Below are 26991 nucleotides of genomic sequence, written 5' to 3' on the forward strand. Positions count from 1 at the left end.
ACTAACAGCAACTGTAAGAAAAGTAATTGTTAAATCATTTAAGATTGAATATGGGAGTAAACGCCATATGACGCAATTCATTCAACCATTGCGCTCTTGGCGTTCCTCCTGGAGCTGTAGGTTCGAACCAATTATATTTGCACCAAAGATAAATATCCAAACTCTTCATTTGGCTAAAATCATTAATCGACTGCAATAAATGCGCGTCTATAGGCAAAATACTCTGATACCCCTCAATCATCCATGCAAATTTTTCTGCCCATTCAGCAAAAGGTCTACTGCATAAGTCTAAAAATGGTTTTGCAATATCGGCGATAAACCAATGATAGACCGGTTCATCAAAATCAATAAAATGGATTTGTTTGCCGTCAAATAGCACATTACCAGGACGATGATCTCCGTGCGTGAGGCCAAAATTGACCTTATTCGAAGTCAAGCATTCAAAGCGTTGGTCAAGGGTATGAAACAAATCCTGAATCGCCGTTTCCTCATCAACAAGGTAATCGGCTGTTTCATTCCACAAGTCCTTCCAGCTTCTAAAATGATGTTCTTTCGCCTGATAAGTTCCCGCAGCACGATGTAAACGCGCCAAAGCTTGTCCCCAGAGAAAGTAGGTATTTTTATTTTGATATCCAAAATGCATGGTTGTCCCTGGTACTTCAGAGCATACTTGGGCCCAGAAAAAGAGTTCATCTTGTCTCACGCTTTCAATATAAGATCCGTTCTTTGACACAAGAACGTCACAAACTGGAGCATCATTTTGAAGCAAGTGTTGTTGATAATCGATGGCAGCGAGCAGTTCTTTTTGTGGTCTAATCTGCTCATGAGTCATGCGTAAATAGAATCCCTTTCCCGCAGATTCAAAACGATAAACACAATTGATTTGATTGTTAATCAGTTGCAGGTTATTGGCTCGATCAACCCATTGAGAAGCCGCTTGAAGTGCTGTTTTACTGCTGATTTTTTTTAGGGTATCTGCCCAAACCATAAACTATATCTCGGTAATTTTATTTAAAAACTCAATCCAACGTCATTATATTTTCGTCATCGCTTCCGCTGTTCTCTTGGGGGCGCATATCATGCAAAGCAGTCCTATACTGTCTTATAGAATCCGATAATTGTTTACTCTTGACGAGCTCTCCCTGTTCAGCCAACGTTGAGTCGAGTGATACCTTAGAAACTATAGATACAAAAAATTTCACAGCCTCAGCCAAAGCCCGCCATACCGGAGAAGAACTGCCCATTGCCTCATGAGAAAGTCTATCTAGTTCCTCATTTGTTTTTTCCATATCCTCGATTTCAACTTTATGGGACGGATTAAAGCTATCATCACACTGTGCAACAATATGAGTCAACAGATCCAATTTCTTTGGATCCAGACTTTTCAATGCAGCATAACCGCTATGATCAGCAATTGCATCAAGTCGTTTTAATAAGTTCTCCATTGCACCTTGAAGCTCTGGTGTCGAATCCGTATGGCTATATAATTTTTTTGCAAAATTAATATAAATTTCTTGATACTTTTGAACTGCTGCATCTTTAAACGCTTCAGCCGCATTTATTCTTTCCTTCCTCTCAATCTTTTCTTTCAACTCAAGATAGCAATCCAAACGCACTTTAATTCCTACCGCATGCTCACAATCAGCTAGTGAAGTAAGAAATGCCTTCATTAATTCTTGTTTTGCTGCTAATTCTTCTGGATCGACAGCACACCATTCAAGTTCACCAAATAGCGTCTTTGAAACCTGCTCTTGCAAACGCTCATCCAATGAAAGCTTCTTTAACTGCTGAACACACTCCAATTTGCTTTGATGTAAAGCAATTGCTTTATCTAAAAAACCCTCTGGGCCTAAATATTGTTGATAAATTGCTACTAATCGATCTTTAGCGCCCTCTTCAGTCTCCTCCATTTTTTGAATTTCCTTAGCCAAGAGAGGCGCAACACCTTTTAAGCGAGAAGCCATTAGATTCCTAACACGTTCAAAAGGGCTTACATTATGGCTGGTATGGAGTGGACTGATAATCACATTATGATCTCGCTCAGAATTGGGCTCGGGTTCGATCTGTTTTACAACTTGCTCATCAGTTACAATCTTTCCTGCGGATATTTCCCCATCATAAATCGTCACAAAATCAAGCATACCTCCTCCTGCATAACCCGGTCGTTTGGGATCCGGGCCTGGTGCATGCTCATAGGTGGATTTACCACTATATCGAGCTGCCGCAAGAGAAACACGATCAAGTGCCTGTATTTCAGGATATTTCTCGGGACTTTCCCACATGTTAATTTCTTTGTTATTCTCATCAAGTCGATTGCGTGTATTCGCATCATATCCTGAAACCATTAAATTAGGACAGGCCGCCACAAGTTCATCCCAATTGCGCACATCTTTTATCGTTTTTTTATGAAGCACATGCCAATCTTGGTTGCGCTTCAACATACTGCTTGCATCTAAATGCCCACTTAACGCTTGTATATCAATACGTTCCCCATCGTTACGCGTTATGGCAAAATTAGTAACCAATCCTCCTTTATTAAATCCTGCACCACTACTGATTCTTTCCAAAAAACCACTTGCAGGAGTACGTCTTGCTTCTCTTGAATTTATATCGCTTATAACCAATTCTTTCTTATAAACAATAAAGCTTGCTATTCCTGTATTTGAATGAAATTGAGTATCTACTTTAGTATGGGTAGCCATTTGCCCCAAACACTGTACTTTATAGCCCTCGCCAATTACCGCTTCAAGTTGTTTTTGAGTTTTCTCAAAGTGGGTTTCTTGACAGTTGATAATATAAAAATCGGCCTGATCTTCTTGGATCTTCCCGGCAAGATCCCTACTGGCATCAATACCAATGGTATCATTACCACAATTTGCTGTAATTGCTCGATATTTAAATGGCATGATAACTCTCTACTTTTGGAGACTTTTTAGTTATGCATAGTATTAATATAGCCCACGCACAAAGCAATTGAGTGACATTCAAATCACAAAGAATGATAATTATACAGTAAATAAAATAAATCCGAAAAGAAAAACCAATTAACTCCCATGTCTTAAAGACTCGATAAATATTTATTAAGATGTAAAACTATCCAGTAAATACTAGTTCTGCTGAAGGAGTATCCTGATTTGCTTGCTCTCTGTTTCGAAAAACAAGTACAGCATCAAATAATTGCTCAACCTCTCCCTTTTCAGCCCAAAAGTGTTGAAAAGCTAAGGGAAATTTCGTCAACATATCCTTTTTAGAGATTTCTTCAGAACTTTGTATGACTTTTGACATGGCTGTTAATAAGTAAACTTTATCTTTTATGGTCTCATTCTGTGGATCTTCATTTTGCGTTAACCTCATTAATTTCTGACGAATGAGTTCTAACAGATAAGGTTTGGCCTTTTCCAAAGCCATTGTTCGAATCAGTGCGCTGTAATCACAACAGGTAAACAGTCTATGATGTCTCGGCTCCATTTCGTTGGAATCCTGGGGTGTTAACGTTTCCTCCTGATTTGCAATCGCATCTTGGATGACATCAGGTTTACTCAAATAAAACCACCCCTTGATGGATTTTTTTATCTCATGAGGAATCATACGCCACAAGATATCAACTCCAGTAAACAATACCGCCGCAAGGGAAAATACCGTACCTAAAGCAGGAACAACAGGAAAGAGCAACGCAAATACAACTGCTCCTAAAGCAGCAGCTAAGAAAGTTATCACAAACAAATTATTGAAAGCCGCCTGTATGTAATGCATTCGCTGAGTACTGTTTTGTGGGGACTCATAGGCTCTATATGAATTGAGTGCCAACATTACCAACTGATGCCCTAATGATAAGGCTAAGCTACTAAAAAAAAACCAAGGACCTGCTGCAAAGCTAAAACTAAATAGTTTGGATAGAGCGGCGCCATAAAGTGATATACTTGCTAATACCGCACACACAGCAGAAGTTAGAAAAAGAGACCATTGATCAAAATTGCGATTGCTGGCTTTTGCAAGTTTATATCCATTAATTATCGCATTTACAGTCAACAAAAAACCTATAAAAGGCAGCGTAATGTAAAATAAAGGTGATATACGAAACATCGCTGATAGTCTTGTATCAGCCATTGTAATAAATAGGGCTATCTCTTGCGTTTCTCTAATGTAGGTAATCGCCTTCTGGAGTTGAGTAACAAACATAAGCCTCCTGATAATTATTATTATTTTTGTACTTGGGAGCCCTACAAAACTCTAAAAATGTAGCCTGATTGTTACCATCAGGATCTTTGGGTACATTCTAGAACATTCAGGTTGTATTGTCCCTTCCCCTCAAAGGGGAGAAGGTGCCCTTCAGGGCAGATAAGGGTATTTGATTACAGCAAATGTACCCTCACCTCTACACCTCTCCCACTAATGGGAGAGGGATTTCTTCTTAACTTAATAAACAATGCCTCCACCTCTATGCCCACAGCAGGAGATGGATTTCATTTTATTGCCGCAGATGAGGGAACAAAATCACATCACGTATTGACTGTGAGTTGGTAAATAACATAATTAAGCGATCTATTCCAATGCCCTCTCCTGCTGTGGGAGGCAAGCCATATTCGAGAGCTTCGATATAATCACTATCAAAATGCATGGCTTCTAGATCACCAGCATCCTTTTCTTCAACTTGCTTACGAAAACGTTCTGCTTGGTCTTCTGCATCATTCAACTCAGAAAATCCGTTAGCAATTTCTCGACCCGCAATGAAGAATTCAAAACGGTCCGTTACTTCTGGATCATCATCGCTGCGGCGGGCCAAAGGTGATATTTCAGTGGGATAACCCGTAATAAAAGTAGGCTGAAATAATTGATGTTCAACAGTTTCCTCAAACAATATAATTTGCAGCTTACCTAACCCGTCAGTTTCTTTAAAAGGAAAACCTTTTTTCTGTAAAATCGCACGACAACTCACGATGCTCTCAAGTTGAGGCGCATCAATTTCCGGATGGTAATGTAAAATTGCCTCTTTTACAGTCATGCGGGCAAATGGCTTATCAAAATCGATAATTTGGCCTTGATATTCAACTTGACGCTTTTCTATTACCGTATCACAGAGATAACGTAATAATTCCTCAGTAAAATTCATCAAATCCTTATAATCTGCGTATGCTTGATAAAACTCAACCATTGTAAATTCTGGATTATGACGTGTTGATATACCCTCATTGCGGAAATTACGATTAATTTCATAAACTCGCTCAAAACCACCTACAACAAGACGTTTTAAATAAAGTTCGGGGGCAATACGCAAATACATGGTCATATCCAATGTATGATGATGCGTAACAAAAGGTCGAGCCATAGCACCGCCTGGAATAGGATGCATCATGGGTGTTTCCACTTCCAGAAAGTAGTTTTTATCCATAAATTGTCTAAACGCTTGAATCAATCGTGAGCGCGTTAAAAACGTAAGTCGACTTTCATCATTGGCAATCAAATCAACATATCGTTTGCGATATTTCACCTCTTGATCAGCTAGGCCATGAAACTTATCAGGCAAAGGGCGCAATGATTTCGTTAATAATTCTATACGTTCCGAATGTACTGTCAGCTCACCTGTATTTGTTTTGAATAGCTCACCTTGAACACCGACTATATCGCCTAAATCCCAATGCTTAAATTCTTCATACTCTTCAGGGAGATCATTCGCTCGAATGTATACTTGTATACGCCCAGAAAAATCTTGAATATGGAAGAAACTAGCCTTTCCCATAATACGTCTTAATACAATACGACCCGCTACAATTACTTTAACATGTTGTTGTGCTAAGGTTTCCTTATCTAATGAATCGTAATGTTTTACAATTTCCTGAGCTAAATTTTCACGACGAAATTGGTTTGGAAAATTAAAACCTTTTGTACGTAATTCAGCCAATTTTTGTTTACGAATATAATAAACTTCGCTTTCATCGATATGTTCTATTTGCTCATCACTCATGCTGCCCTACTCCTGCCTTTAAACTGGCTTCAATAAATTGATCCAATGCACCATCTAATACTGCCTGGGTGTTGCTCGTTTCAACACCAGTGCGTAGATCTTTAATACGAGATTGATCTAATACGTAAGAACGGATTTGAGATCCCCAACCTATGTCTGATTTGCTGGCTTCTAATGCCTGCTGCTCCGCGTTTTTCTTTTGCATTTCCAATTCATATAACTTAGCACGCAGCTGCTTCATTGCCTGATCTTTATTACGATGTTGGCTTCGATCATTCTGACATTGTACTACAATCCCACTGGGAGCATGAGTAATACGTACTGCCGAATCGGTTCGGTTAACATGCTGTCCCCCAGCTCCGGATGCTCTGTAGGTATCGATACGTAAATCAGCCGGATTAATTTCTATATCAATGTCATCATCAATTTCAGGTGAAACAAATACTGCAGCAAAAGAAGTATGTCGCCTGTTTCCCGAATCGAAAGGAGATTTTCGAACTAAACGGTGCACCCCAGTTTCTGTACGCAACCATCCAAAAGCATACTCGCCCTTAAAATAGATTGTAGCGCTTTTAATACCAGCGACCTCGCCAGGAGAACATTCAATTAATTCAGTAATAAATCCATGTTGTTCCCCCCAACGCAGATACATGCGCAATAACATTTCAGCCCAATCCTGGGCTTCGGTTCCACCTGAACCGGATTGAATATCCAAATAAGCATTTGAATTATCCATTTTCCCAGAAAACATCCGACGAAACTCAAGATCAGCAACTTTTTGCTCGACAGAGGATAACTCTTCACCAATTTCATTTATCGTTTGTTCGTCATTTTCTTCCCGTGCGATCTCAAATAATTCATGGAAATCAATAATGGATTGATTTAATTGAGTTAAAGTAGAAACTACTGCTTCAAGCTGTGTTCTTTCACGTCCTAACGCCTGAGCAACTTCCGGATTATCCCAAACTGAAGACGATTCCAGTTCACGAACAACCTCTTCCAAGCGCTCACTTTTAGCGTCAAAGTCAAAGATACCCCCTAAGCGCTTCTACTCGCTTCTCAAGATCCACCAGATTAAGATTAATTTGGTTTACTTCTAACATAAGTGTCTCTTTAAAAAATAGTGATTGAGTCAATGCTCTAATTGTAACCGCATGCTTCTAATCCGGATTACACGATACTAATCCGGAATACATGACTAATCCGAGCTACAATTTTATGTAAGCTTAACCTAGTAAAAAATAAGCTTGAGATTTTACCGTGAATGCAATGAAAAAAACAACTTTATGAAGTTTTCATTGCTGTTCGGTAGGCTTGTAAGTTCATTAGTAAATCAGCTTCAGCAGGAGACAAATGGCAACTTTCGACAATTTCATCTCGATTACCACCCATTTCTAAAATACGCAAAGCATGACGATAACCCCCATCATTATCTCGTTTATTTTCCAAATCTTGAATTTGATTATCCATGCTGATTAATTGCGTATTAATTTCCTTTAATTGCTTGGAAAATAATAAATCAGCATGAATTAACATGGGGTGATCTTTGGTAATTTCATCGATTGATTTTTGTTGTGTATCTAACTTTTCCTGAAAAGCGATTAATTTTTTTCGCTGATTTAATAGGTAATTCACTCCTAATGAAAGAATGGCTGCATTTAAGCTTAAAAGAAAAATAATCATTTTGTATCCTTATTTCCAGAATTCCCGATGACTACGCGGTGAGTTGGCTCACTTAATGCCGGATTCAAAAGACGAGGAACATTTCGATTCAAGGCGATAACGATACTGACCCTACGATTTGCCGCTCTCCCTTGATCTGTGATGTTGTCTGCAACTGGAAATTGTTCACCATAACCTGTTACTAAAATACGTTCCGTTGAAATGCCAAATGAATTTAAAGTCCGGCCAACAACCGCCGCACGCATGGCTGAAAGTTCCCAGTTTGAAGGAAACTGAGGGGTTTCTATAGGGACATTATCAGTATACCCTTCTACAGCAATAATAGCGGATGATTTTTTAATTTTACTCGCCAATCGCATTAACTTAACAAAAGCATCTGGTTTTAAATCTGCTTCACCTGACTCAAACAAGGCTCCTGATTTGATGTCCAGCTCAATCCAGCCTTCCTGGCGGTCAATTTTATAATTGCCATCTTCTAATTCTGATAACGATTGGCTTAATTCATCAAGACCATCGTTATAGAGCCCATGAACTTGTTGGGTTTGTGGTCCGTCTTTTTTATTGTCCGTTGACTTAAGCGCACGGGCCGCATCTTTATTATTAAACGCCGATTTCATCCCCTCCGAAAGCGATTTGTATTTTGAGGTGTTCACGGAAGAAATAGCATACATCACTACAAAAAATGCAAAAAGCAAGGTAATGAAATCTGCATAGGAGACTACCCAACGATGATGGTCGTTATGTTGTTCATTTCTTTTTTTTCTTGATTTCATCTTTCTTGTGCTGGCCAAAGTTATTGAGTTTTAACAACAAGATCCCGGGACTTTCCCCAGAGGCGATGGCGACTAAACCTTCCACTATCATCTCATCGTAGTGCACCTTATGGGCAATACAACTTTTTAATTTATTCGCCACAGGTAAAAAAATAAGATTAGCCATGCCAACACCATATATAGTAGCTACGAAAGCAACTGCAATACCTAATCCCAATTCGCTCGGCTCGGCTAAATGTCGCATAACTTGGATCAGCCCTAATACTGCTCCCATAATTCCTATAGTTGGGCTGTACCCTCCCATACTTTCAAAAACTTGTGCTGCATGGAGGTCATGATTTTCAATTCGCTCAATCTCATCCTCGAGAACTTGTCTGATAGTGAGTTTATCTACACCAATAACCAATAACTCCAATCCTTTGTTAATGAGTGGATTTTTTTCAACTTCCAAATGTTCTTCCAAAGAAAGTAATCCCAATTGACGCGCTTTTCGTGCCAACTCAAACATTTTGTTACGGCAGGATTCAAATTCAAGTTTGGGGGGTCTGATGACCCAAGGTAAAATAGTAAATGCTCTCCTAAAGGTACTCAACGGTGTTTGTACCATAACCGCACCAATTGTTCCTCCAAGCACGATAAACAGTGCAGACAAATTGACTAATGCCTGCATATTCCCGCCTTCAAACACTTGGCCGATTATAATGGCTAGAAAACTGGTTAACATCCCTAGTAAAGTTAAAACATCCATTCTTTTTTATTCCGGTAAACGTGATTTAATCCGATGTGTTGCCTGGCTAAGAATCTGTGAAACACGTGATTCACTGACGCCGATAACTTCCCCAATTTCTTTTAAATTCAAATCCTGTTCATAGTATAGAGAGAGGACCATTCGCTCCTTATGCGGCAATCCGCGAATAACCTCCGATAAACGACTCATTAAATCACTATGGAATACATTGGCATGAGGTTCAGCATATCCATCTTCGACTTGCAAAACATCATCGGTAACACCCAGATCTTCAAAGCCATATAAATGACTACTCACTGAGTCTTGTAACATTTCATGGTACTCATCTAGTGAGATGCCAAGCTCAGCTGCAATTTCTGAATCTTTAGCTTCTCTACCTAACCGATGCTCGACATGTTTTACTGCTTCAGAAATCATTCTTGAATTTCGATATACAGAACGAGGCACCCAATCATTACGTCTTACCTCATCAAGCATGTACCCCTTAATTCGAATTCCTGCATAGGTTTCGAATGATGCACCTTTGGAAGAATCATAATGTTTTGTTGCTTCCAGCAATCCAAGCATTCCCGCTTGTATTAAATCATCCAACTGCACACTTTGAGGCAAACGCCCCAATAAATGATGTGCGATGCGTTTAACCAACAAGGCATGGTTTTTTACCAGCGTTTCTTGGATTTGCTGATTTACTTTGCTATAGGCAGCCAAAGCATCCACAATATTCTCCTTAAAATTCACCTGCAACCAAACGCTCTAAAAAGAAACTGGTATTACCACCCAATAAAGCACTGGGAGGCCATTCAGAGACTTCATCAGCTAACTGCCTGAGTGCCGAAGCAGCAGCAGAATCAGGATAAGCAATTAATACAGGCTTTTGCATTTTTACTGCCCTGTGTATGTGTTCATCAAATGGTACCGCTCCTAAATAGTCTAGCTGAACCTCAAGAAATTGCTCGGAAACTTTGAATAATTTGTTAAATAGTTCCCGCCCATCTCTTTCATTTCTCACCATATTCGCCAGTATATGAAAGCGAGTCCATTCATAACGCTTACTCATTACTTTAATTAAAGCATATGCATCAGTTAATGAAGTAGGTTCATCACATACAACGACGATTAATTCTTGCGATGAACGAGTAAAACTTAGAACGGTGTCTGAAATCCCCGCAGCGGTATCTATAACCATGTAATCTAAATCATCGGTGAGTTCATTAAATGCATCGATAATTCCGGCAAGTTCTGGTGAGGAAAGTTGCGTCATGAACTCTGTCCCTGAGGCTGCAGGAATGACACTAATGCCATTAGGTCCTGGCAAAATAATGTCACTTAAATGACAGATTCCCTGAATTACATGAGACAGGTTATATTTAGTGTGTAATCCGAGCATGATATCGATATTTGCCAATCCTAAATCGGCATCAAGTATCATGACTCTTTTATTAAGCTGAGCCAAACCAACTGCCAGATTAACGGAAACATTACTCTTACCTACACCTCCTTTCCCAGCAGAAACAGCAATTACTTTAATGGGTTTCGCACGTGATAGATTCCTCAGACCAGAAGCTTGATCACTTACATTCTGCTTTACTTTAGACATGATATTCTCTCCCAGCACCTTGATGTGCTTTCCCAGCATTGTCCGACTGAAACAATTGTGTTTCCTGCTCCGCAAGCAGCTCAATAAGCTGGTGACGTGTTGCCATTTTAATATCCTCAGGGACACGTTGTCCGTGTGTGAGATAGCTGACCCCCAAGCCTGATTCAATGAGTGCGCTGAGTGCGCCACCTACAGCTAATGACTCATCCAGCTTGGTTAAAATGCACTGATCGACTTGATTTGCTTCATAACGTCTTATTGCATCAATTAATACTTGATAATGGCTGGTTGCAGGTAAAACCAAAACTTTCGAAATCGACTGCAAATAAGTACTCAATACATGCATTTGTTTTACAACTCGTTCATCCGCAGGATTCATTCCCGCGGTATCAATCAAAATTAATTTCTTATCACTTAATTGTCGTAGTACTCGCGCCAAAGAGACTTCATCCTGAGCAACACAAACCTTTACCCCCAAAATTTTTCCATACATCATGAGTTGCTCTTGTGCGGCAATTCGATACGTATCCATCGTCACAAGACCTAACTTATCTGCCCCAAATCTCAGGGTAAATCTCGCCGCAATTTTGGCCAGGGTCGTCGTTTTTCCGACACCAGTGGGTCCAACAAAAGCATAAACGCCCCCCTCTTCTATCCTATGGTTGTCACGAATGGTTAATTGCTCAGAAATTAAATTCAATATGGCTTCCCATCCTTTTTGCTGATTAAAATCGGGGCGTACCGAACATGCCCAAGCAGCAGCGGTCGTATGACTTACGCCAAGATACAAAAGTTTCTGCAGCAAAATGGTATGCAAGGGCTCATAAACCCCCACATTACCCCGTAATTGGGCTTCAAGCATGCCTCTTAACGTTTGAATTTCTTGACGCATATCATCAAGAGGTGTTTGCATTTGAAATTTATTAATCTGACTCGGTGGCTCGGCAGAAGCAACTGCCGCAGAAGCGGATAGAATGGTTTCATCAAAATCAATTGCAGCAACGACCTCTACTCCACCCTCTATATGATGACTGGACAAAATAACGGCATCAGCACCAAGTGTCTCTTTAATTTGTTTCATAGCGCTGCGTGTGTCGGCCGCAACAAAACGTTTTAATTTCATAAAGCCTCCTGCTTATGAAGAAATTTGCCACTATTCACGCAATGCCTCTATAGAAATTGTAGTCCGATTGTAGGAAAACTGAGAAATTTATACTCTTTAGCGCCTTTTTTTCCTGGCCTAGGTTACTGTTCCATGAAAAAAATTTGTCCATTTCTATCCTACTGTGCCTACTATTCTTATTTGTTTGTTATCAGGAATCTCCTGATATGACAAAACATGAAAGTCATGAGAGATATTACGCACAAATCGTGCCAACACTGCGCGTATCCCCGGTTGTACAACCAAAACTGAACTCTCCTGCTTTGCCTGCTGTTGCATTGCTAATTGTGTTAAAGAATGTTGTATCTTATCTGCCATTCCTGGCTCAAAATTTACGCCGCCAGATCCACTACTCTGAATAATGTTTTGCAATAATTGTTCCAACTCGGGTTTTAATGTGATGATCGGCAGCTCTTCATGAATGCCACTGATTTTTTGCGTAATTAATCGTGATAAGGCAATTCGTACTTGACTGATTAGGTACTCTGTATCTTTAGATTTTGGCGCTAGTTCCGCCAAAGTTTCGACTATGGTTCGAATATCAGTGAGAGGAATGTGTTCTACTAATAATCCTTGTAATACTTTACTGACCATGCCTAATGAAAGTCCATCTGGGACCAGCTCTTTTACCAATTTAGGTGAATTTATTGCAAGCTTATCTAACAGCTGCTGTGTTTCTTCATAACCTAATAACTGTTGACTGTTTTGCTCTAATATTTGGCTTAGGTGCGTGGCAACGACTGTTGAGGCATCTACTACAGTATACCCCAAAGTATGTGCCTGCTCTTTTTGACTTTCATTTATCCAAACCGCTTCCATACCAAATGCTGGGTCATGAGTTTTTATTCCCTCAATTTCGCCAAAAACTTGTCCTGGATTGATAGCCAAACTACGATCTAAATGAATTGAGGCCTCTCCCATTACAACTCCCGCCAAACTAATTCGATAATGGTTAGGTTTTAAATCCAAATTATCACGTACGTGCACAGAGGGAATTAAAAAACCCAGTTCTTGAGATATTTTCTTGCGTACCCCTTTTATGCGAGATAGTAAAACACCGCCTTGTGACTGATCCACTAGAGGGATCAGGCGATATCCTACTTCGAGGCTAATCACATCAACTGGATTCACATCGTCCCATGAGAGTTCCGATGAAATACTAGGAGTTTGCATGGCCAGAGATTCATTTTCCTGATTGAGTTGTTCTTTGCGTTTTACCTTTTCTTGCTGTTGAAACAAATAAGCAATTCCCGACAAACCTGCAGCAAGTAAAATAAATGCGACATGAGGCATTCCAGGGATAATACCAATCAATCCGATAATTGCCGCTGCAATAATTAACGAACGTGGGTTAGCCAGCAATTGGGAAATCACGGCATGTCCCATATTTTGCGCACTAGAAACTCGCGTAACAATAATGGCTGCGGCAGTTGATAAAACTAAAGAGGGTACTTGCGCAACCAAACCATCACCAATAGTTAATAGGATATAATTATGCAGCGCATCAGAGACGTTCATTCCATGTTGAAAAACACCAATGATCAAACCACCAATAATGTTTACAACCAGAATTAAAATTCCAGCTACTGCATCACCACGAACAAATTTGCTGGCACCATCCATAGAACCATAAAAGTCTGCTTCCTGGGCTACCTCTAATCGACGTTTTATTGCCTGTTCTTGATTGATTAAACCCGCATTCAAATCAGCATCGATCGCCATTTGTTTCCCAGGCAAAGAATCTAAAGTAAAACGCGCACTGACCTCAGATACACGCCCCGCTCCCTTAGTGACCACAACAAAATTGATTACTACCAAAATAATAAATACGACAAGGCCTACAGCATAGTTTCCACCAATAACTACTTCACCAAATGATTGAATCACATGCCCAGCAGCATCCGTTCCTTTATATCCATTGAGTAACACCACGCGAGTTGACGCAACGTTTAACGACAATCGCAACAAGGTAGCAAGCAGTATCACGGTTGGAAATACAGCAAAATCGAGAGGCCTTTCGCTGTATATTACTGCTAACAGCACTACAAGGGATAAAGCAATATTAAAAGTAAAGAACACATCCAATAAAAAAGGAGGCAAAGGCAGCATCATCATGCCAAGCATCATGACCAGCACTAAAGGCGTACCTAAACCTTGACGCAGCCAATATTGAATGTAGTGCAATGCTTTATTCATTAGCATTCTCCTCTGCTTTGCGCGCTAATTCGGGCGGAATAGGAACATCCTGTAATACCGTGGGTTTATAATCGTAACGTTCCTTATCTCGCAGTTGAAACACATAGGCTAAAACCTGGGCTACAGCGACATAGAGTCCTCTGGGTATTTCCTTATTTAATTTGGTAGAAAAATAGAGCGCACGTGCTAAGGGGGGCACCGAAATAATGGGAATTTGATGTGATTTTGCAACTTTGTTTATTTGAAAAGCAACCAAGTCTTTGCCCTTTGCCACAACTATGGGTGCCTTATGACTCTTTTCTTTATAACTGATTGCTACGGCATAATGCGTGGGGTTAGTTAACACGACATTCGCTTTAGATATTTCATTCATCATCCGCCGCCTCGAGATTTCTTGCTGGGCGCGACGAATTGCACTTTTTACCTCCGGCTTACCTTCTGTTTCTTTATATTCATCTCTCAATTCTTGCATCGTCATTTTCATATTTTTTTGATGTTCATACAATTGAAAAGGCACATCAAAAGCTGCAATCACAATCAAACTGGCAGTAATTAATACAAATGACTTCACTACGATCAAAGCACCGCTGCCAATTGCTGTTTCTATGGGAACATGAGCCAAAGCTAACAAGGCAGGTACTTGTGCTTTCAATACCACTATGGCTACAACTGCGACTAAAAGAAATTTGAAAAACGATTTAATCATTTCGGCAAAACTTTTCACCGAAACCATTCGTTTAAGTCCTTGAAATAGGTTGAGTCGTGAAAACTTAGGTTGTATCACTTGCGCGCTAAACACCCAGCCGCCCATAAGCAAAGGAGCTGCCAAAGTAATCAGAAAAATTACAACCAATAAAGGTATTAAAGACCAAAATCCCATCTTGGCTAGAAAAAATAAACGTTCTAAACTTGTCATGGGCGTAATAATAACGCGTGTATCAAACTCAAAGGCATGACGCATCATTGTTGCCATCTGATGCGCTAACTGTTTACCAAAAATAAGAAATCCTAAAGCAGTAAAAAGTAAGGTCACTGTGGTATTGAAATCTTTTGAACGAGCAACCTGACCTTTTTTTCGTGCTTCTTTGAGCCGTTTGGCCGAGGGCTGTTCGGTTTTTTCTTGTGCTTGTTCTTGCTCTGCCATCAGTGCAACATCCCTATCATAAAACGCATTCCATCTTTGATAAGATCTGCCATTTGTGCGGCAACACTAGGCAAACCCACCTTAATCACAACCATTCCCATGATCAACGTTATAGGAAATCCTAAGGAAAAAATATTCAATTGTGGTGCTGCACGAGACATAATTCCGAATGCAAGGCTCACAATAAGTAAAGACAATAAAGCCGGAATTGAAATCAATAAGGCCTGTTTAAACATCCAGCCCGAAAATAAAATGACATTCCAAACCATAGATTGAGTCACTGAAAGCTGTCCTATAGGCATGATTCTGAAACTATCCAATAAGGTTTCAAAAACAGTCAAATGACCATTAAGTGCCAAAAAAATTAAGGTCATCATCATGGAGTAAAGCTGGCTAACAAGTGGGACGCTGGCTCTGCTTGCAGGATCCATCATCACTGCAAAACTTAGGCCAGCCTGCATTGCAATAATTTGTCCACCCAAAACAAAAACCTGAAAAACGAGTTGTAAGACAAATCCCATTAACAAACCAAAGAGCAATTCCTGGAGGATATATCCTAAAAAAATTCCTTTGAAATTCAGAAAAGAAAGTTCTTTAGGAACCATAAAGGCACAGGCACAACTTAAAACAAAAAGGAAAATAATTTTAATGCGCGCTGGTAATAAGACAGAAGAAAATACTGGTACTGTAAGCAATAACCCGCCAATACGACCCATTGGCCAAATAGCCTGACTTATCATACCGATAATTGTTGGATAATCCAGCTTCATCTTGAATTAGCCTATTAAGTAAGGAATATTGGTAATTAACGAATCGGTGTAATTCACCATCGTTTTCAATAACCAAGGACCAGCAAATACAAGCATCAAAAAGGTAATAAATAATTTGGGTATAAAACTCAAACTCGTTTCATTAATTTGTGTAGCTGCTTGAAACATAGAAACGAGAACACCAATAATTAAGCCAGGAAGAATGAGTACTGTGATCAATAACAGCATTAAATACACACCCTCACTGAATATAGAAACTACAGACTCTGGAGTCATATTCTTTCCCTATAATTTGGGGCTCTGTTTACAGCGCTACCTTGTCGGCCCCATCCCTACGTCAACCCAAGCAACGAGCAATGATGTGGTAAGATAGCGAATTGTAAATAGTCCCTATTTCCTCTTAATTTATAACTCTGGACGTAATGCTGCATTAACTCATAGCAAAACTTGAAGCCAGTGAACCTAAAATGAGTGTCCAACCATCAACCATAACAAAAAGCATGATCTTAAAGGGTAATGAAATAATTAAAGGCGATAACATCATCATACCCATAGCCATTAGAACACTGGATACCACCATATCAATAATCAAAAAGGGCAAAAATAAAATAAATCCAATCTGAAAAGCTGTTTTTAATTCACTGGTGATAAATGCAGGAATCACGACACTCATTGGTACTTCATTAAGCGTAGCGGGATTTTCTTGAGCGAATTTTTCAAACATGGATAAATCATTTTTGCGTGTTTGATTTAACATAAATTCCCGTAAAGGTACTTGTGCATTGGCTAGGGCCTGAGGAAATTTAATAGTCTCTGCGAGATAAGGTTGTACTGCACTGTCATTGATTTTATTAAATACAGGTGACATCACAAAATAAGTCATAAATAAAGCAATACCAATTAAAATTTGATTGGTTGGAGTTTGAGCCATCCCTATAGCCTGACGTAAAATAGAAAGCACTATAATGATTCTTGTAAACGCTGTCATTGCCATCAACATCCCAGGCAACACGGTTAACAACGTCATAAAAATCAAAATTTGGAGGTTAACACTGTAGGTCTGTTCTCCATTGGCACCAGGTTGTACGGTCATTGCAGGCAAGGATAACGGTGCTGCCTGTAAAACCAGTGGGAAGCAACAAAATAAAATAAGAAATAGTGTCGCCTGGGTGCAGCGTAGCGGAATACGGGATGTTTTACTGTCATCCCGAGTGTCAGGAGAAATCTCCCATCGCAACCCTGCGCTAAAGCGATAAGATCCCGCGCGACGTTCGAAATGACGGAGACTTTTCTCATGAAAATTACAGAATATTGGATACCAATGGGTAATTAAATTCATTATGTTCATCTTATGATTTCACAACCGATTTAAGCAGAGCCGCAAATGAAGGTTTATTAAGAGTGTCCTCAAATCCTGGTGGAAGCTGTTCGCCAAAATCATGGAGTAATGTGATGTTTCCAGAACCTGAACCAACCAATAAATAACGAGTTCCCACCTTTAATAAGGTGATTTTTTCTTTAGGTCCTAAAATCATACTGGCCATGGATTGAAATCCGTTGGTCGAGCCCATGTGCATACCATGAAATCGCCTCACTACCCAAGACAATAACATGATGAGTAATAAAACCAACAATAGGCCCATCACCACACGTATGAGCTCTCCTTGATTGAGTGCACTTTGCATTATCTTAATCGCTTAATTCGTTCTGCTTGAGTGACAATGTCGGTTAATCGCACTCCAAACTTATCATTAACGACAACAACCTCTCCGTGCGCAACTAAAGTGCCATTGACTAAAACATCAAGCGGATCACCCGCTAAACGATCCAGGGCAACAATCCCGCCTTGGTTTAATCGAAGCAAATTACGAATGGTCATTTTGGTATGACCAATTTCTACCTTCACAGATACCGGTATATCTAAAATTAAATCCAGTTTGTCGCTGTCAGCTTCCTGAGGAAGAGTATTTGCTGGTTTGGGTTGTTCCATTTCTTGAGACATTACTTATCTCCTAATAACTAATGTTTTTTATTATTTTTACTGCGCGTTTTTCATTTGCAGCACCTTGAGTTGCCGTAAAACCTGGAATTCCTTCAATATCTAAAGTAACCACTTCTTTCATTTCCATTGGTATAAAATCACCTACTTGCCATGACATCACTGCCCCTAGAGTGCTTTTTGTTTCAGCCATTACAGAGCTTACCGTTAATTCAACATCCATTAATTCTTCTTTCAGCGATTTAACCCAGTTAGGATCAATTTCATCATCGGGTCTAGAAGCACCAAGTTCCAATTGCTCTTTAATCGGTTCAACCATGGAATACGGTAAAATGAAATAAAAAGTTCCTGTTTCTTTGCCAAAATCCATCGAAAATCGTGCAACTAACAACATTTCTTCAGGTTCTGCTATATTGACCAATTGTGGGTTTGTTTCATCATTAAATTTGGTAATATCAAGCTGTATAATTGGCTTCCAAGCCTGAGTCAGGTTGGCAATCAGTTTCTTGGTAATTACATCCATTACACGTAACTCAGTAGCAGTAAAATCAGTTTTGTCTTTTTGAGCAAAAAATTGCGAGCTTCCACCAAAATAATAGTCAACCAGATCGTAGACAAAAGTACTATCAAAAAGAATAATCCCTTTACCACGTAATGGTTTAAATTTAGAAATACACATTAAGCTTGGATTGGGTAGACTCTCCATAAAATCGCGGTGTTTGGTAATGAGCAATGGATCTTGTTTAATCTCAAAATCTTTGGCGGTAACGTTGTAGACATCTGATGCAAATAAGCGCACAGCGCGATCATAAATTCTATCTAATACAGGTAATTTGCCTTTGACTATGCGTTCCTGAGCCGTAAAATTCAGTGTTTTTACATCATTTTCGTCTTTTATCTCTACTGTCTCAAATACAGCCTCAGTAACCTTCTTTTTATTCGCTTTTGCTTTTTTATTGTCGCCTTTTTCATCAGAAACTGCAGGCTCTTCTGAGTCTTGATGGAGATCTTCAGGATGTTCATCCACAGTTTTCAGCAGAGCATCTATTTCTTCTTGTGATAAAACGTTTTTATCAGCCATATCAGCAATCCATACTAATTTTAAACTTGAATTCACTCATTAAATTCAAGGAACCACCTGATTTTTCTATTGAATATCTACGTTATGCAAACTATATGCCATTTATATAAAGTGTTGTCATCGGACTAGGACATGCAACTTGGATACTGCTCAGTTCCCATCACCCAAGCAACACTCGTCAGCCCAAGCCACCCTGTTCATCCCGAGTTCAGCAAGAACTCTCCATGCTGCAGCACAGTATTTTGAGAGAGTCCTAGTTGACCTCGTGATGACGGAACGCAGGATGAGGAGCCTATTAAATTTGACAGTCAAAAAAATCATATGCCAATCATTTGACAATGTACTCAAATTAATGGGTAAAAATACAAGCAACTTTATTCATTCGTTTGTTGCTGGCATTTCGCTTGTGCCATTCTTCGACAATTATCCTGGCAATCAATTTGATCTGAGTTCAAGCATTGTGAATTAATACAATCTTGGGTTGTATTATTGAAACACTGCGACTTGTCATATTTTTGTGCGCCTAAATTATCTTGAGGGATATCCGCTGCAAAAACTGAAAAAGAAAAGAAAAATCCAAAAATGATTAAACAAGTTTTCATCATAATTCCTTTTAAATGTGTTCCTAAATGAATTATAGTCTTAGTATAGAATATAATTGAATGAAGAAAAAATGCACTGCAAAACAAGAAAGTTCACTAATTTTAGCCGTGCACGCTTTAGTCAATCGTTTTGCATACGTCCAGATAATGAAGAGCAACTTGCTGATTATCTTGCTCATAATCCTCAGCAAAACATTCTCGTACGAGGCTCAGGCTTAAGTTATAACGACAGTTGTTTTAATACTGATGGTTTGATTATCGACACTGCGCGTCTGAATCATTTTATCGATTTTAATCATGAGACCGGGATTATAGTATGTGAAGCTGGAGTATCACTCCAAGATTTATTTTTAGTACATCCTGATTTCATTCCTCCAGTTCTTCCTGGTACCGTTCATGCTACCGTAGCCGGTGGAATTGCTCATGATGTGCATGGAAAAAACAATCACCAATCTGGGAGTTTTGGCCATCATCTCCTTGGATTTGATCTACTCATAGGCAATAAAAAACTTCATTGCAGCCGTGAGGAAAACGGCGACTTATTTCATGCCACCATTGCAGGCTTAGGACTCACCGGTGTTATTACTCGAGCCGAACTTCGTCTAAAAAAAGCGCCTCGCTTTGTTCATGCTGAACACAAGCAATTTGAATCCATCCAGGCATTAACTGAATATATGGTAGCCGAGGGTATTCATCATGACTATCAGGTATCTTGGCTTGATCTTCTGAATTCCACCCCTCGAGCCATTCTTTCTACAGCGGATCATTGTGAACCAATCAACGCAGAAAAACCAAAGATCCATACCGTACCTAAAATTCCATGTTCTCTGCTCAAGCGATGGAATATGAAATTGTTTAATCAGCATTTTTTTACCAGTAAAAAAGGTCAAGAAAAATTAGCACTGGAACAATTTAATAATCCACTTGATAAACTCATGCACTGGAATAGACTTTATGGCCCTGAAGGATTGCTTCAATTCCAAGCTGTATTTGATGTCGATCATGCGGCAATTATTTTGGAGCAGTTAATCGAATTAATGCGGATTAATAAAGCTACCCCTACTCTCGCAGTCCTCAAGTTGTTTACCCAACCCGGTGAGGGCTTACTCTCTTTTTGTAAACCAGGATTTACCTTAGCCGTTGATTTCGTTCATAATCCTCAGGCAACACAAGCAATATCGGCGATGAATCAGCGAATCACTGAACTTAACGGTCGAATTTACTTAGCTAAGGATTTGTTTTTGAATGAACAACAATTTCATAGCATGTATGAGAATCATCAACAATTTTCTCAGATTTTAGGCCATTATGGCTGTACAATGCACTCTGATCTGGCAAAACGATTAGGGATTGTTAAATGACGCAAAGAACTTGGGTGATACTCGGCGCAACCTCCATTATTGCCGAAAAATTTGCACATATCGTTGCTCGCTCGGGGCATCAATTACTGTTGGTAGGACGCCAACAAAAGCAGCTCCAAATCATTGCCAACGATATTATGCTTCGATACAAAATAAATTGCGATGTACTTGTTGTGGACCTGATGGAACAGGTCGATACATTAATCACTGCATTTAAAACAACTGAGAATGAATTGGATTTGTTCATTGCCCACAGTGATTTCACCGATAACGAGCATCTTAATGTCGAGACAATAACCCACCTCATCAGACTCAATATTCTAACGACTACCTTAGTCATCCACAGCTATTTGAATCGTCAGCAAAAAGAACATCATTTACTTTTTTTAAGTTCCGTTGCGGCATGTAGAGGACGTTCCAAAAACAGTCTGTATGGTGCAAGTAAAGCAAGTATCGAAGTTTATCTTCAAGGCCTACAACAGGCTGCCAACAATAATCAACACATCACCATCGCCCGCTTAGGCTTTATTGACACCAAACAAACCTATGGCCTTCCGGGAATTTTTTATGCTGCACCACCAGAGTCTTGTGCAAAAGCCTGTTGGAAGGCTTTGATGCGTAGAAAAAGGATATTTTATTATCCTCATTTCTGGCGAATGATTATGGCAATTATCACTCGAGTGCCATTTTTTCTATATAAAAAAATGGGCAAGATTTGATGTTGAATCCTATCGATTTTTAGTGGAACCCGGGTTACGGCTTCGCCATCACCCAGGCAATGAGAAATATCTAATAGATGTAGTTATTTTATGATCTTAATCATAGGCAAGATGGTTTTTATCAATCCAAAAAATTGTAAAATGTAGATCACTAGAACAATAAGTACCAGCACATTTAACAGACTTTTAATTGATGGAGGCATAGGGATAAAAGTGTCTATCAACCATAACACTACCCCAAAAATAACAATTACGGCAATTAAATTGAGTAGTCCACTCATGACTGTCCTTATTAAGATTGTTTCTTAAAATTATAGCAGAGTTACAAATACTAAGATTTTTGCAGACTGATGACAAAAAATGTGAGGATAATCTGACCCTCGGGATGAGGGCTAAATGCCCCTGATCAACCCGTGCTAATCAAAGGCATCTTACAACCATGCGACACGCAATAGAAAATTACTGACAAACACCTTATTCGCTTTGAGGGCCTGTTTTTTCCTTCAATAGATCCCGAATTTCAGCTAATAAAGTTTCTTCCCTTGTTGGTGGCGTTTCTTTCTTTTCTTCGTTTTTCCTTAATAAAGAAATCATTTTAATTGCTATAAAAATTGAAAAAGAAATGATGGTGAAATCAATCACTGCCTGGAGAAACTCGCCCCATTTCACCACCGCATCACCGACGGTAAATGTTTTATTTGCAACATTGATTCCGCCTAATAATAGGCCTATCAAAGGCATGACAATGCCACTAACTAATGAACTCGTAATTTTGCCAAAGGCAGCACCAATAACCACTGCGACAGAAAGATCAATTACATTTCCCTTGAGGGCAAACTGTTTAAACTCTTGTAAAAAACGCATGTCATCTCCCTATATATGCTTATTTACAAAAGTAACCTGGAAAAAATTCCAGGCTACATCCAATTCATTTATGAATGGCGAACCATTTCTCTAATTTCTTCTATCTTTTTCTCCAAGTCATCCGGAGCAACACCGCCACCTTGGGCCATATCATCCCGGCCACCGCCTTTCCCGCAGAGATGTCTTACCAAAGTGGCCGCAGCAGGAGCTTTGCCTAAAATATTTTTACTCACCCCAGCAACCACATTCATTTTATTTTCATCGAGTGTAAATAAAACAATCACAGCTGAATCAAGTCTTGATTTCAATTGATCCAAAGTAGTGCGCATGGTTTGACTGTCTGCTCCTTCCAATTGTTTCACAAGCAAACTAATTCCATTGATTTTTTCTACCTCATTGGCCAGATCAGCTCCTGATTTTTGTACTTTCTCGCTGTGTAATTTGGTAATTTCTTTTTCCAAACTTTTATTTTCAGAGATGAGTTGCGTGATTTTATCTGGTAGATTATTGGTTGTGGTTTTTAATAAAGACGCTAATTCACGTAACAAAAACTGTTGTTCATTCACCCAAATTAAAGCATAACGACCGGTCACCAGCTCGATACGTCGTACCCCACTGGCAATCCCATATTCGGCAACGATTTTAAACAACCCGATATCGCCCGTCCTTCGTGCATGTGTTCCGCCACAAAGTTCTTTAGAGAATTCGCCCATGGATAATACACGCACTTTATCGGTATATTTTTCCCCAAAAAGAGCGACGGCACCGCTTTTTTTAGCAGACTCAATATCCATAATCTGGGTTACAACTTCATTATTTGCACGAATTTGGTCATTGACTAATTGTTCAATTGCTTGTACTTGTTCCGCAGTTAATGATTCAAAATGAGAAAAGTCAAAACGCGCGCGCTCTGCATCAACTAATGAACCTTTTTGCTGGACTTGTGGCCCGACGACTGTTTTAAGTGCTGCGTGCAACAAATGAGTTGCAGTATGATTTAAACGAATTGCCTCTCGACGTTCGTTATCGATTTGCGCTTTAACTAACTGATCCAGGGTCGCAGTACCTTCGACTACTTCTCCATAATGCACAATGGCTTGAGCTTTCTTTTGTGTGTCATCGACACGAAAACTAAAACCTGGTCCTGTTAAGAATCCTTTATCGCCTACTTGTCCCCCACTCTCTGCATAAAACGGTGTATGATCAAGGACTATAGCGCCCTTGATGCCTTCGTTTAAAGAGTTCACTTCTGTTCCATCCTGAACCAAGGCAATAATTTTGGACTCCATCTCTTTTTTCTCATACCCATGAAAATCAGATTGGTAATCCAATGGAGCACTAGTACTGTAATCGACGCTAAATTGACTGGCTGCCTGCGATTGTTCGCGTTGCTGTTGCATCAATTGATTAAAACCATCCATATCCACATAGAGACCTTGTTCTCTGGCGATATCGGCAGTTAAATCAACAGGAAAACCATAAGTATCATACAGCTTAAATGCGATTTCCCCTGATATTTCATGGCCACCAAGAGAATGCATTTGTTCTTGCAATAAGCGTAAACCTTGATCCAGAGTACGAGCGAATTGATTCTCTTCTTGATTAAGAATTTTTTCTATATGCGCCTTATATTTTATCAATTCAGGATAAGCATCTCCCATGACTTCAATTAAAGGCTCTACCAATTTAGAAAAAAATGGAGTTGGCAAACCTAACTTATTACCATGTCTTATCGCTCTTCGAATTATTCTTCTCAGCACATACCCGCGGCCTTCATTGCCTGGAATTACTCCATCAGCAATTAAAAACGCACAAGAACGAATATGATCAGCAATTACTTTTAACGAGGTATGGTTTAAATCGGCAATATCAGCAAGTTTTGCAATAGATTTTATTAAATACTGGAAACTGTCTATTTCATAGTTGCTGTGTACGCCTTGCACTACTGCTGCGAGTCGCTCGAGACCCATACCTGTATCCACAGAAGGTTTGGGTAGCGGATGTAGGTTTCCATCCTTATCCCGATTAAACTGCATGAATACCAGGTTCCAAATTTCTATATATCGATCCCCATCTTCATCAGGGCTTCCTGGAGGACCACCTGGGATTTCAGGACCATGATCATAAAAAATTTCAGTGCAAGGGCCACAAGGACCAGTATCCCCCATGGACCAAAAATTATCTTTTTCACCACATCGTGAAAAGCGTGTAGGGGAAACCTTCATTTCTTTTAACCAAATATCTTCTGCTTCCTGATCTTCTTTATAAACAGTCACCCACAAACGCTCTTCGGGTAAACGCAGAACTTGAGTTAAAAATTCCCAAGCAAATTTTATGGCTTCTCGCTTGAAATAATCGCCAAAACTAAAATTACCCAACATTTCAAAAAAAGTATGGTGCCTTGCGGTATAACCCACATTTTCCAAATCATTGTGTTTTCCACCAGCACGCACACACCGTTGTGCAGTAACAGCTCGTTGATAAGAACGTGTTTCAAGTCCTAAAAATAAATCCTTAAATTGCACCATACCTGCATTGGTAAATAATAAAGTAGGATCATTTGCAGGAATTAAAGAGCTGGATTCCACGAGTTGATGACCACGTTGTGTGAAATAATCAAAGAAGGCTTTTCTAATTTCAGAACTTTTCATTTTCTAATCAACACCAATTTGAGTTAATTTTAATTTTTAATCATAACCTGGGGCGGCGCAGCGGAACGCTTCATCATCACGAACCTGGCGATGGCTCTCCACTTGTAGCCCCGTATTAGGATCGGAGCTCCCGATTATGCTGCGCTAATCCGGGCTACACAGCGGTTTTTTTCCTCAAGACTACGATTTCATTTTTATTTTTTCAATTCTTTTTTCACTTGAACAATGGTATCCATTCCAAATCCACGATACAGCAAAAAACGCTGTTGTTTTTGCAATTCGTCAAAAGATAAATCAAGTTGTCCTTTGCTTTTTTTATTCCAAACATCCAAAGCATAAGTCAACCAATTATCCTCTTCATGGTGTAAGAATTGCTGAATTAATTCCCTATCAATTCCTTTACTACTCAATTCCTGACTTATTTTTAAAGGTCCATAACCCTGACGTATACGTGAACGACTGTATACTTCTACAAAACGTCGATCACATTGTAAATCCAAGCGTAGACATTCATCCAATGCTTCTTTTACTTCTGTGGCACTATATCCTTTTTGTTTCAATTTTTCACAAAGCTCAAGTGCACTGTGCTCGCGCCTGGACAGTAGGCGCACAGCACTATCAAAAGCTTTAGTCATCAACAGCCTCAAACTCTTCCGCACTGGCTGACGCAAGCATAGGCAGCTTTTTCTCTAAAAGCTCAGTACGAATTTGCTGCTCAAGAGTAGCTGCAACTTGAGGGTTATCTTTCAAGTATAAACGCACATTATCTTTGCCTTGGCCAATCTTCTCTCCTTTATAGCTGTACCAAGCTCCAGATTTTTCAATTAGATTGAGTTGAACACCCAAATTGATAATTTCACTTTCACGGGAAATTCCTTCATTGTAGAGAATATCAAATTCCGTCATCTTGAATGGTGGTGCCACTTTATTCTTCACTACTTTAACTCGTGTTTCACTACCTAAGATTTCCTCACCTTTCTTAATTGACCCGATACGGCGAATATCTAAGCGAACAGAAGCATAGAATTTCAGTGCATTACCACCCGTAGTTGTTTCAGGGCTGCCAAACATGACACCAATTTTCATACGAATCTGGTTAATAAAAATAACTAGGGTATTGGAGCGTTTAATATTGGCAGTCAATTTACGTAAAGCTTGTGACATGAGTCGAGCTTGTAAACCAACATGAGAATCCCCCATTTCTCCTTCAATTTCCGCTTTGGGAGTCAACGCAGCAACAGAGTCGACAATAATTACATCCACTGCGGCTGAGCGTACCAACATATCGGTAATTTCCAGTGCTTGTTCCCCGGTATCTGGCTGAGAAACCAGTAACTCATCCACATTAACACCCAGTTTTTGCGCATAGCTTGGATCTAAAGCATGTTCTGCATCAATAAATGCGGCTGTTCCACCCATTTTTTGACACTCGGCAATAACTTGCAATGTGAGTGTTGTTTTACCAGAGGACTCTGGTCCATAAATTTCAACAATACGTCCTTTAGGTAATCCACCAATTCCCAATGCAATGTCTAATCCTAAAGACCCTGTTGAAATGGCTTCGATATCTCGAGATACGGTGCTGTCGCCCATACGCATCACTGAGCCTTTACCGAATTGACGTTCAATTTGCGAGAGGGCGGCTGATAATGCTTTTTGTTTATTTTCTTCCATAATAT

27 protein-coding genes are annotated in these 26991 nt (G+C 39.6%); 2 read left to right on the forward strand and 25 right to left on the reverse strand.

Annotated features, from left to right (window positions below):
- Positions 1 to 34: 34 nt before the first annotated feature.
- From ACF8MK_RS15660 to ACF8MK_RS15755, 20 genes are all read right to left on the reverse strand, one after another.
- Positions 35 to 988: a phosphotransferase enzyme family protein gene (locus ACF8MK_RS15660; RefSeq protein ID WP_392537440.1), complete on the reverse strand. Its 954-nt coding sequence runs from the start codon at positions 986 to 988 to the stop codon at positions 35 to 37.
- Positions 989 to 1019: 31 nt separating this feature from the next.
- Positions 1020 to 2906, reverse strand: a complete 1887-nt coding sequence (locus ACF8MK_RS15665; RefSeq protein WP_392537441.1) for a hypothetical protein — start codon at positions 2904 to 2906, stop codon at positions 1020 to 1022.
- Positions 2907 to 3093: 187 nt separating this feature from the next.
- A complete protein-coding gene (locus tag ACF8MK_RS15670) occupies positions 3094 to 4179 on the reverse strand; it encodes a hypothetical protein (RefSeq protein ID WP_392537442.1) in 1086 nt (361 codons plus the stop codon).
- A 289-nt stretch (positions 4180 to 4468) separates the two neighbouring features.
- Positions 4469 to 5962 (reverse strand): lysine--tRNA ligase, encoded by a 1494-nt coding sequence (lysS, locus tag ACF8MK_RS15675; protein WP_392537443.1) that lies wholly within the window; start codon positions 5960 to 5962, stop codon positions 4469 to 4471.
- A protein-coding gene (prfB, locus tag ACF8MK_RS15680) for a peptide chain release factor 2 (protein ID WP_126325168.1) occupies positions 5955 to 7065 on the reverse strand; the annotation gives its coding sequence in 2 pieces (ribosomal slippage) (positions 5955 to 6989 and positions 6991 to 7065; 1110 coding nt in all). Before prfB ends, lysS begins: the two co-directional genes overlap by 8 nt.
- A gap of 181 nt (positions 7066 to 7246) precedes the next feature.
- Positions 7247 to 7645, reverse strand: coding sequence for a DUF2802 domain-containing protein (locus ACF8MK_RS15685; RefSeq protein WP_265702426.1), 399 nt, complete (start codon positions 7643 to 7645; stop codon positions 7247 to 7249).
- Entirely contained in the window at positions 7642 to 8418 is a 777-nt protein-coding gene (locus ACF8MK_RS15690) for a flagellar motor protein MotB (RefSeq protein WP_392537444.1), read from the reverse strand. The genes ACF8MK_RS15685 and ACF8MK_RS15690 overlap by 4 nt, the downstream gene beginning before the upstream one ends.
- Entirely contained in the window at positions 8393 to 9166 is a 774-nt protein-coding gene (locus tag ACF8MK_RS15695) for a flagellar motor protein (protein ID WP_265702429.1), read from the reverse strand. The genes ACF8MK_RS15690 and ACF8MK_RS15695 overlap by 26 nt, the downstream gene beginning before the upstream one ends.
- Before the next feature lie 6 nt (positions 9167 to 9172).
- Positions 9173 to 9883, reverse strand: coding sequence for an RNA polymerase sigma factor FliA (locus tag ACF8MK_RS15700; RefSeq protein ID WP_392537445.1), 711 nt, complete (start codon positions 9881 to 9883; stop codon positions 9173 to 9175).
- Positions 9884 to 9893: 10 nt separating this feature from the next.
- A complete protein-coding gene (locus tag ACF8MK_RS15705) occupies positions 9894 to 10763 on the reverse strand; it encodes a MinD/ParA family protein (protein WP_392537446.1) in 870 nt (289 codons plus the stop codon).
- Positions 10756 to 11886, reverse strand: coding sequence for a flagellar biosynthesis protein FlhF (gene flhF / locus ACF8MK_RS15710; protein ID WP_392537447.1), 1131 nt, complete (start codon positions 11884 to 11886; stop codon positions 10756 to 10758). Before flhF ends, ACF8MK_RS15705 begins: the two co-directional genes overlap by 8 nt.
- Positions 11887 to 12039: 153 nt before the next feature.
- Entirely contained in the window at positions 12040 to 14121 is a 2082-nt protein-coding gene (gene flhA / locus ACF8MK_RS15715; RefSeq protein ID WP_392537448.1) for a flagellar biosynthesis protein FlhA, read from the reverse strand.
- The gene (gene flhB / locus ACF8MK_RS15720) at positions 14114 to 15265 is read right to left on the reverse strand and encodes a flagellar biosynthesis protein FlhB (protein ID WP_265702434.1); all 1152 of its coding nucleotides are present in this window, start codon (positions 15263 to 15265) and stop codon (positions 14114 to 14116) included. Before flhB ends, flhA begins: the two co-directional genes overlap by 8 nt.
- Positions 15265 to 16035: a flagellar biosynthetic protein FliR gene (gene fliR / locus ACF8MK_RS15725; RefSeq protein WP_265702436.1), complete on the reverse strand. Its 771-nt coding sequence runs from the start codon at positions 16033 to 16035 to the stop codon at positions 15265 to 15267. The genes flhB and fliR overlap by 1 nt, the downstream gene beginning before the upstream one ends.
- Positions 16036 to 16041: 6 nt before the next feature.
- The gene (gene fliQ / locus ACF8MK_RS15730) at positions 16042 to 16311 is read right to left on the reverse strand and encodes a flagellar biosynthesis protein FliQ (RefSeq protein ID WP_028381951.1); all 270 of its coding nucleotides are present in this window, start codon (positions 16309 to 16311) and stop codon (positions 16042 to 16044) included.
- 154 nt (positions 16312 to 16465) lie between these two features.
- The gene (fliP, locus tag ACF8MK_RS15735) at positions 16466 to 17374 is read right to left on the reverse strand and encodes a flagellar type III secretion system pore protein FliP (RefSeq protein WP_392537449.1); all 909 of its coding nucleotides are present in this window, start codon (positions 17372 to 17374) and stop codon (positions 16466 to 16468) included.
- Between the two features lie 10 nt (positions 17375 to 17384).
- A complete protein-coding gene (fliO, locus tag ACF8MK_RS15740; protein ID WP_265702439.1) occupies positions 17385 to 17720 on the reverse strand; it encodes a flagellar biosynthetic protein FliO in 336 nt (111 codons plus the stop codon).
- On the reverse strand, positions 17720 to 18025 hold the full coding sequence (gene fliN / locus ACF8MK_RS15745; RefSeq protein WP_265702634.1) for a flagellar motor switch protein FliN: 306 nt from the start codon (positions 18023 to 18025) through the stop codon (positions 17720 to 17722). The genes fliO and fliN overlap by 1 nt, the downstream gene beginning before the upstream one ends.
- A gap of 22 nt (positions 18026 to 18047) precedes the next feature.
- On the reverse strand, positions 18048 to 19115 hold the full coding sequence (gene fliM / locus ACF8MK_RS15750) for a flagellar motor switch protein FliM (protein ID WP_392537450.1): 1068 nt from the start codon (positions 19113 to 19115) through the stop codon (positions 18048 to 18050).
- Between the two features lie 374 nt (positions 19116 to 19489).
- Positions 19490 to 19720, reverse strand: a complete 231-nt coding sequence (locus ACF8MK_RS15755; protein ID WP_392537451.1) for a hypothetical protein — start codon at positions 19718 to 19720, stop codon at positions 19490 to 19492.
- A gap of 68 nt (positions 19721 to 19788) precedes the next feature.
- Here ACF8MK_RS15755 and ACF8MK_RS15760 point away from each other — a divergent pair, with 68 nt between their 5' ends.
- Both ACF8MK_RS15760 and ACF8MK_RS15765 read left to right on the forward strand, forming a co-directional pair.
- Entirely contained in the window at positions 19789 to 21078 is a 1290-nt protein-coding gene (locus tag ACF8MK_RS15760; RefSeq protein ID WP_392537452.1) for an FAD-binding protein, read from the forward strand.
- The gene (locus tag ACF8MK_RS15765; RefSeq protein ID WP_392537453.1) at positions 21075 to 21797 is read left to right on the forward strand and encodes an SDR family NAD(P)-dependent oxidoreductase; all 723 of its coding nucleotides are present in this window, start codon (positions 21075 to 21077) and stop codon (positions 21795 to 21797) included. The genes ACF8MK_RS15760 and ACF8MK_RS15765 overlap by 4 nt, the downstream gene beginning before the upstream one ends.
- Before the next feature lie 83 nt (positions 21798 to 21880).
- Here ACF8MK_RS15765 and ACF8MK_RS15770 read toward each other — a convergent pair whose 3' ends face one another.
- The 5 genes from ACF8MK_RS15770 to recA form a co-directional block, all read right to left on the reverse strand.
- Positions 21881 to 22078 (reverse strand): Thivi_2564 family membrane protein, encoded by a 198-nt coding sequence (locus tag ACF8MK_RS15770; RefSeq protein ID WP_265702445.1) that lies wholly within the window; start codon positions 22076 to 22078, stop codon positions 21881 to 21883.
- A 193-nt stretch (positions 22079 to 22271) separates the two neighbouring features.
- Positions 22272 to 22661: a large-conductance mechanosensitive channel protein MscL gene (gene mscL, locus ACF8MK_RS15775; RefSeq protein WP_265702447.1), complete on the reverse strand. Its 390-nt coding sequence runs from the start codon at positions 22659 to 22661 to the stop codon at positions 22272 to 22274.
- Positions 22662 to 22729: 68 nt separating this feature from the next.
- On the reverse strand, positions 22730 to 25312 hold the full coding sequence (gene alaS / locus ACF8MK_RS15780) for an alanine--tRNA ligase (protein WP_392537454.1): 2583 nt from the start codon (positions 25310 to 25312) through the stop codon (positions 22730 to 22732).
- A gap of 194 nt (positions 25313 to 25506) precedes the next feature.
- Positions 25507 to 25947: a recombination regulator RecX gene (recX, locus tag ACF8MK_RS15785; protein ID WP_392537455.1), complete on the reverse strand. Its 441-nt coding sequence runs from the start codon at positions 25945 to 25947 to the stop codon at positions 25507 to 25509.
- Positions 25940 to 26986, reverse strand: a complete 1047-nt coding sequence (gene recA / locus ACF8MK_RS15790; protein ID WP_028381962.1) for a recombinase RecA — start codon at positions 26984 to 26986, stop codon at positions 25940 to 25942. Before recA ends, recX begins: the two co-directional genes overlap by 8 nt.
- Between the last annotated feature and the right edge of the window lie 5 nt (positions 26987 to 26991).

Origin of the sequence: Legionella sp. 227, assembly GCF_043161935.1 — a bacterium.
Lineage (GTDB): Bacteria > Pseudomonadota > Gammaproteobacteria > Legionellales > Legionellaceae > Legionella > Legionella sheltonii.

Excerpts from the sequence above, each read along its gene's own strand:
- ACF8MK_RS15765 (WP_392537453.1), top strand. The coding sequence starts at position 21,075 with ATGACGCAAAGAACTTGGGTGATACTCGGCGCAACCTCCATTATTGCC.
- ACF8MK_RS15665 (WP_392537441.1), bottom strand. The coding sequence starts at position 2,906 with ATGCCATTTAAATATCGAGCAATTACAGCAAATTGTGGTAATGATACC.
- fliP (WP_392537449.1), bottom strand. The coding sequence starts at position 17,374 with ATGAATTTAATTACCCATTGGTATCCAATATTCTGTAATTTTCATGAG.
- lysS (WP_392537443.1), bottom strand. The coding sequence starts at position 5,962 with ATGAGTGATGAGCAAATAGAACATATCGATGAAAGCGAAGTTTATTAT.
- ACF8MK_RS15695 (WP_265702429.1), bottom strand. The coding sequence starts at position 9,166 with ATGGATGTTTTAACTTTACTAGGGATGTTAACCAGTTTTCTAGCCATT.
- ACF8MK_RS15760 (WP_392537452.1), top strand. The coding sequence starts at position 19,789 with ATGCACTGCAAAACAAGAAAGTTCACTAATTTTAGCCGTGCACGCTTT.
- mscL (WP_265702447.1), bottom strand. The coding sequence starts at position 22,661 with ATGCGTTTTTTACAAGAGTTTAAACAGTTTGCCCTCAAGGGAAATGTA.
- flhB (WP_265702434.1), bottom strand. The coding sequence starts at position 15,265 with ATGGCAGAGCAAGAACAAGCACAAGAAAAAACCGAACAGCCCTCGGCC.
- ACF8MK_RS15660 (WP_392537440.1), bottom strand. The coding sequence starts at position 988 with ATGGTTTGGGCAGATACCCTAAAAAAAATCAGCAGTAAAACAGCACTT.
- ACF8MK_RS15755 (WP_392537451.1), bottom strand. The coding sequence starts at position 19,720 with ATGATGAAAACTTGTTTAATCATTTTTGGATTTTTCTTTTCTTTTTCA.
- flhA (WP_392537448.1), bottom strand. The coding sequence starts at position 14,121 with ATGAATAAAGCATTGCACTACATTCAATATTGGCTGCGTCAAGGTTTA.
- fliQ (WP_028381951.1), bottom strand. The coding sequence starts at position 16,311 with ATGACTCCAGAGTCTGTAGTTTCTATATTCAGTGAGGGTGTGTATTTA.
- fliO (WP_265702439.1), bottom strand. The coding sequence starts at position 17,720 with ATGCAAAGTGCACTCAATCAAGGAGAGCTCATACGTGTGGTGATGGGC.
- ACF8MK_RS15705 (WP_392537446.1), bottom strand. The coding sequence starts at position 10,763 with ATGTCTAAAGTAAAGCAGAATGTAAGTGATCAAGCTTCTGGTCTGAGG.
- flhF (WP_392537447.1), bottom strand. The coding sequence starts at position 11,886 with ATGAAATTAAAACGTTTTGTTGCGGCCGACACACGCAGCGCTATGAAA.
- ACF8MK_RS15770 (WP_265702445.1), bottom strand. The coding sequence starts at position 22,078 with ATGAGTGGACTACTCAATTTAATTGCCGTAATTGTTATTTTTGGGGTA.
- alaS (WP_392537454.1), bottom strand. The coding sequence starts at position 25,312 with ATGAAAAGTTCTGAAATTAGAAAAGCCTTCTTTGATTATTTCACACAA.
- fliN (WP_265702634.1), bottom strand. The coding sequence starts at position 18,025 with ATGGAACAACCCAAACCAGCAAATACTCTTCCTCAGGAAGCTGACAGC.
- recA (WP_028381962.1), bottom strand. The coding sequence starts at position 26,986 with ATGGAAGAAAATAAACAAAAAGCATTATCAGCCGCCCTCTCGCAAATT.
- ACF8MK_RS15685 (WP_265702426.1), bottom strand. The coding sequence starts at position 7,645 with ATGATTATTTTTCTTTTAAGCTTAAATGCAGCCATTCTTTCATTAGGA.
- ACF8MK_RS15690 (WP_392537444.1), bottom strand. The coding sequence starts at position 8,418 with ATGAAATCAAGAAAAAAAAGAAATGAACAACATAACGACCATCATCGT.
- ACF8MK_RS15670 (WP_392537442.1), bottom strand. The coding sequence starts at position 4,179 with ATGTTTGTTACTCAACTCCAGAAGGCGATTACCTACATTAGAGAAACG.
- fliM (WP_392537450.1), bottom strand. The coding sequence starts at position 19,115 with ATGGCTGATAAAAACGTTTTATCACAAGAAGAAATAGATGCTCTGCTG.
- fliR (WP_265702436.1), bottom strand. The coding sequence starts at position 16,035 with ATGAAGCTGGATTATCCAACAATTATCGGTATGATAAGTCAGGCTATT.
- recX (WP_392537455.1), bottom strand. The coding sequence starts at position 25,947 with ATGACTAAAGCTTTTGATAGTGCTGTGCGCCTACTGTCCAGGCGCGAG.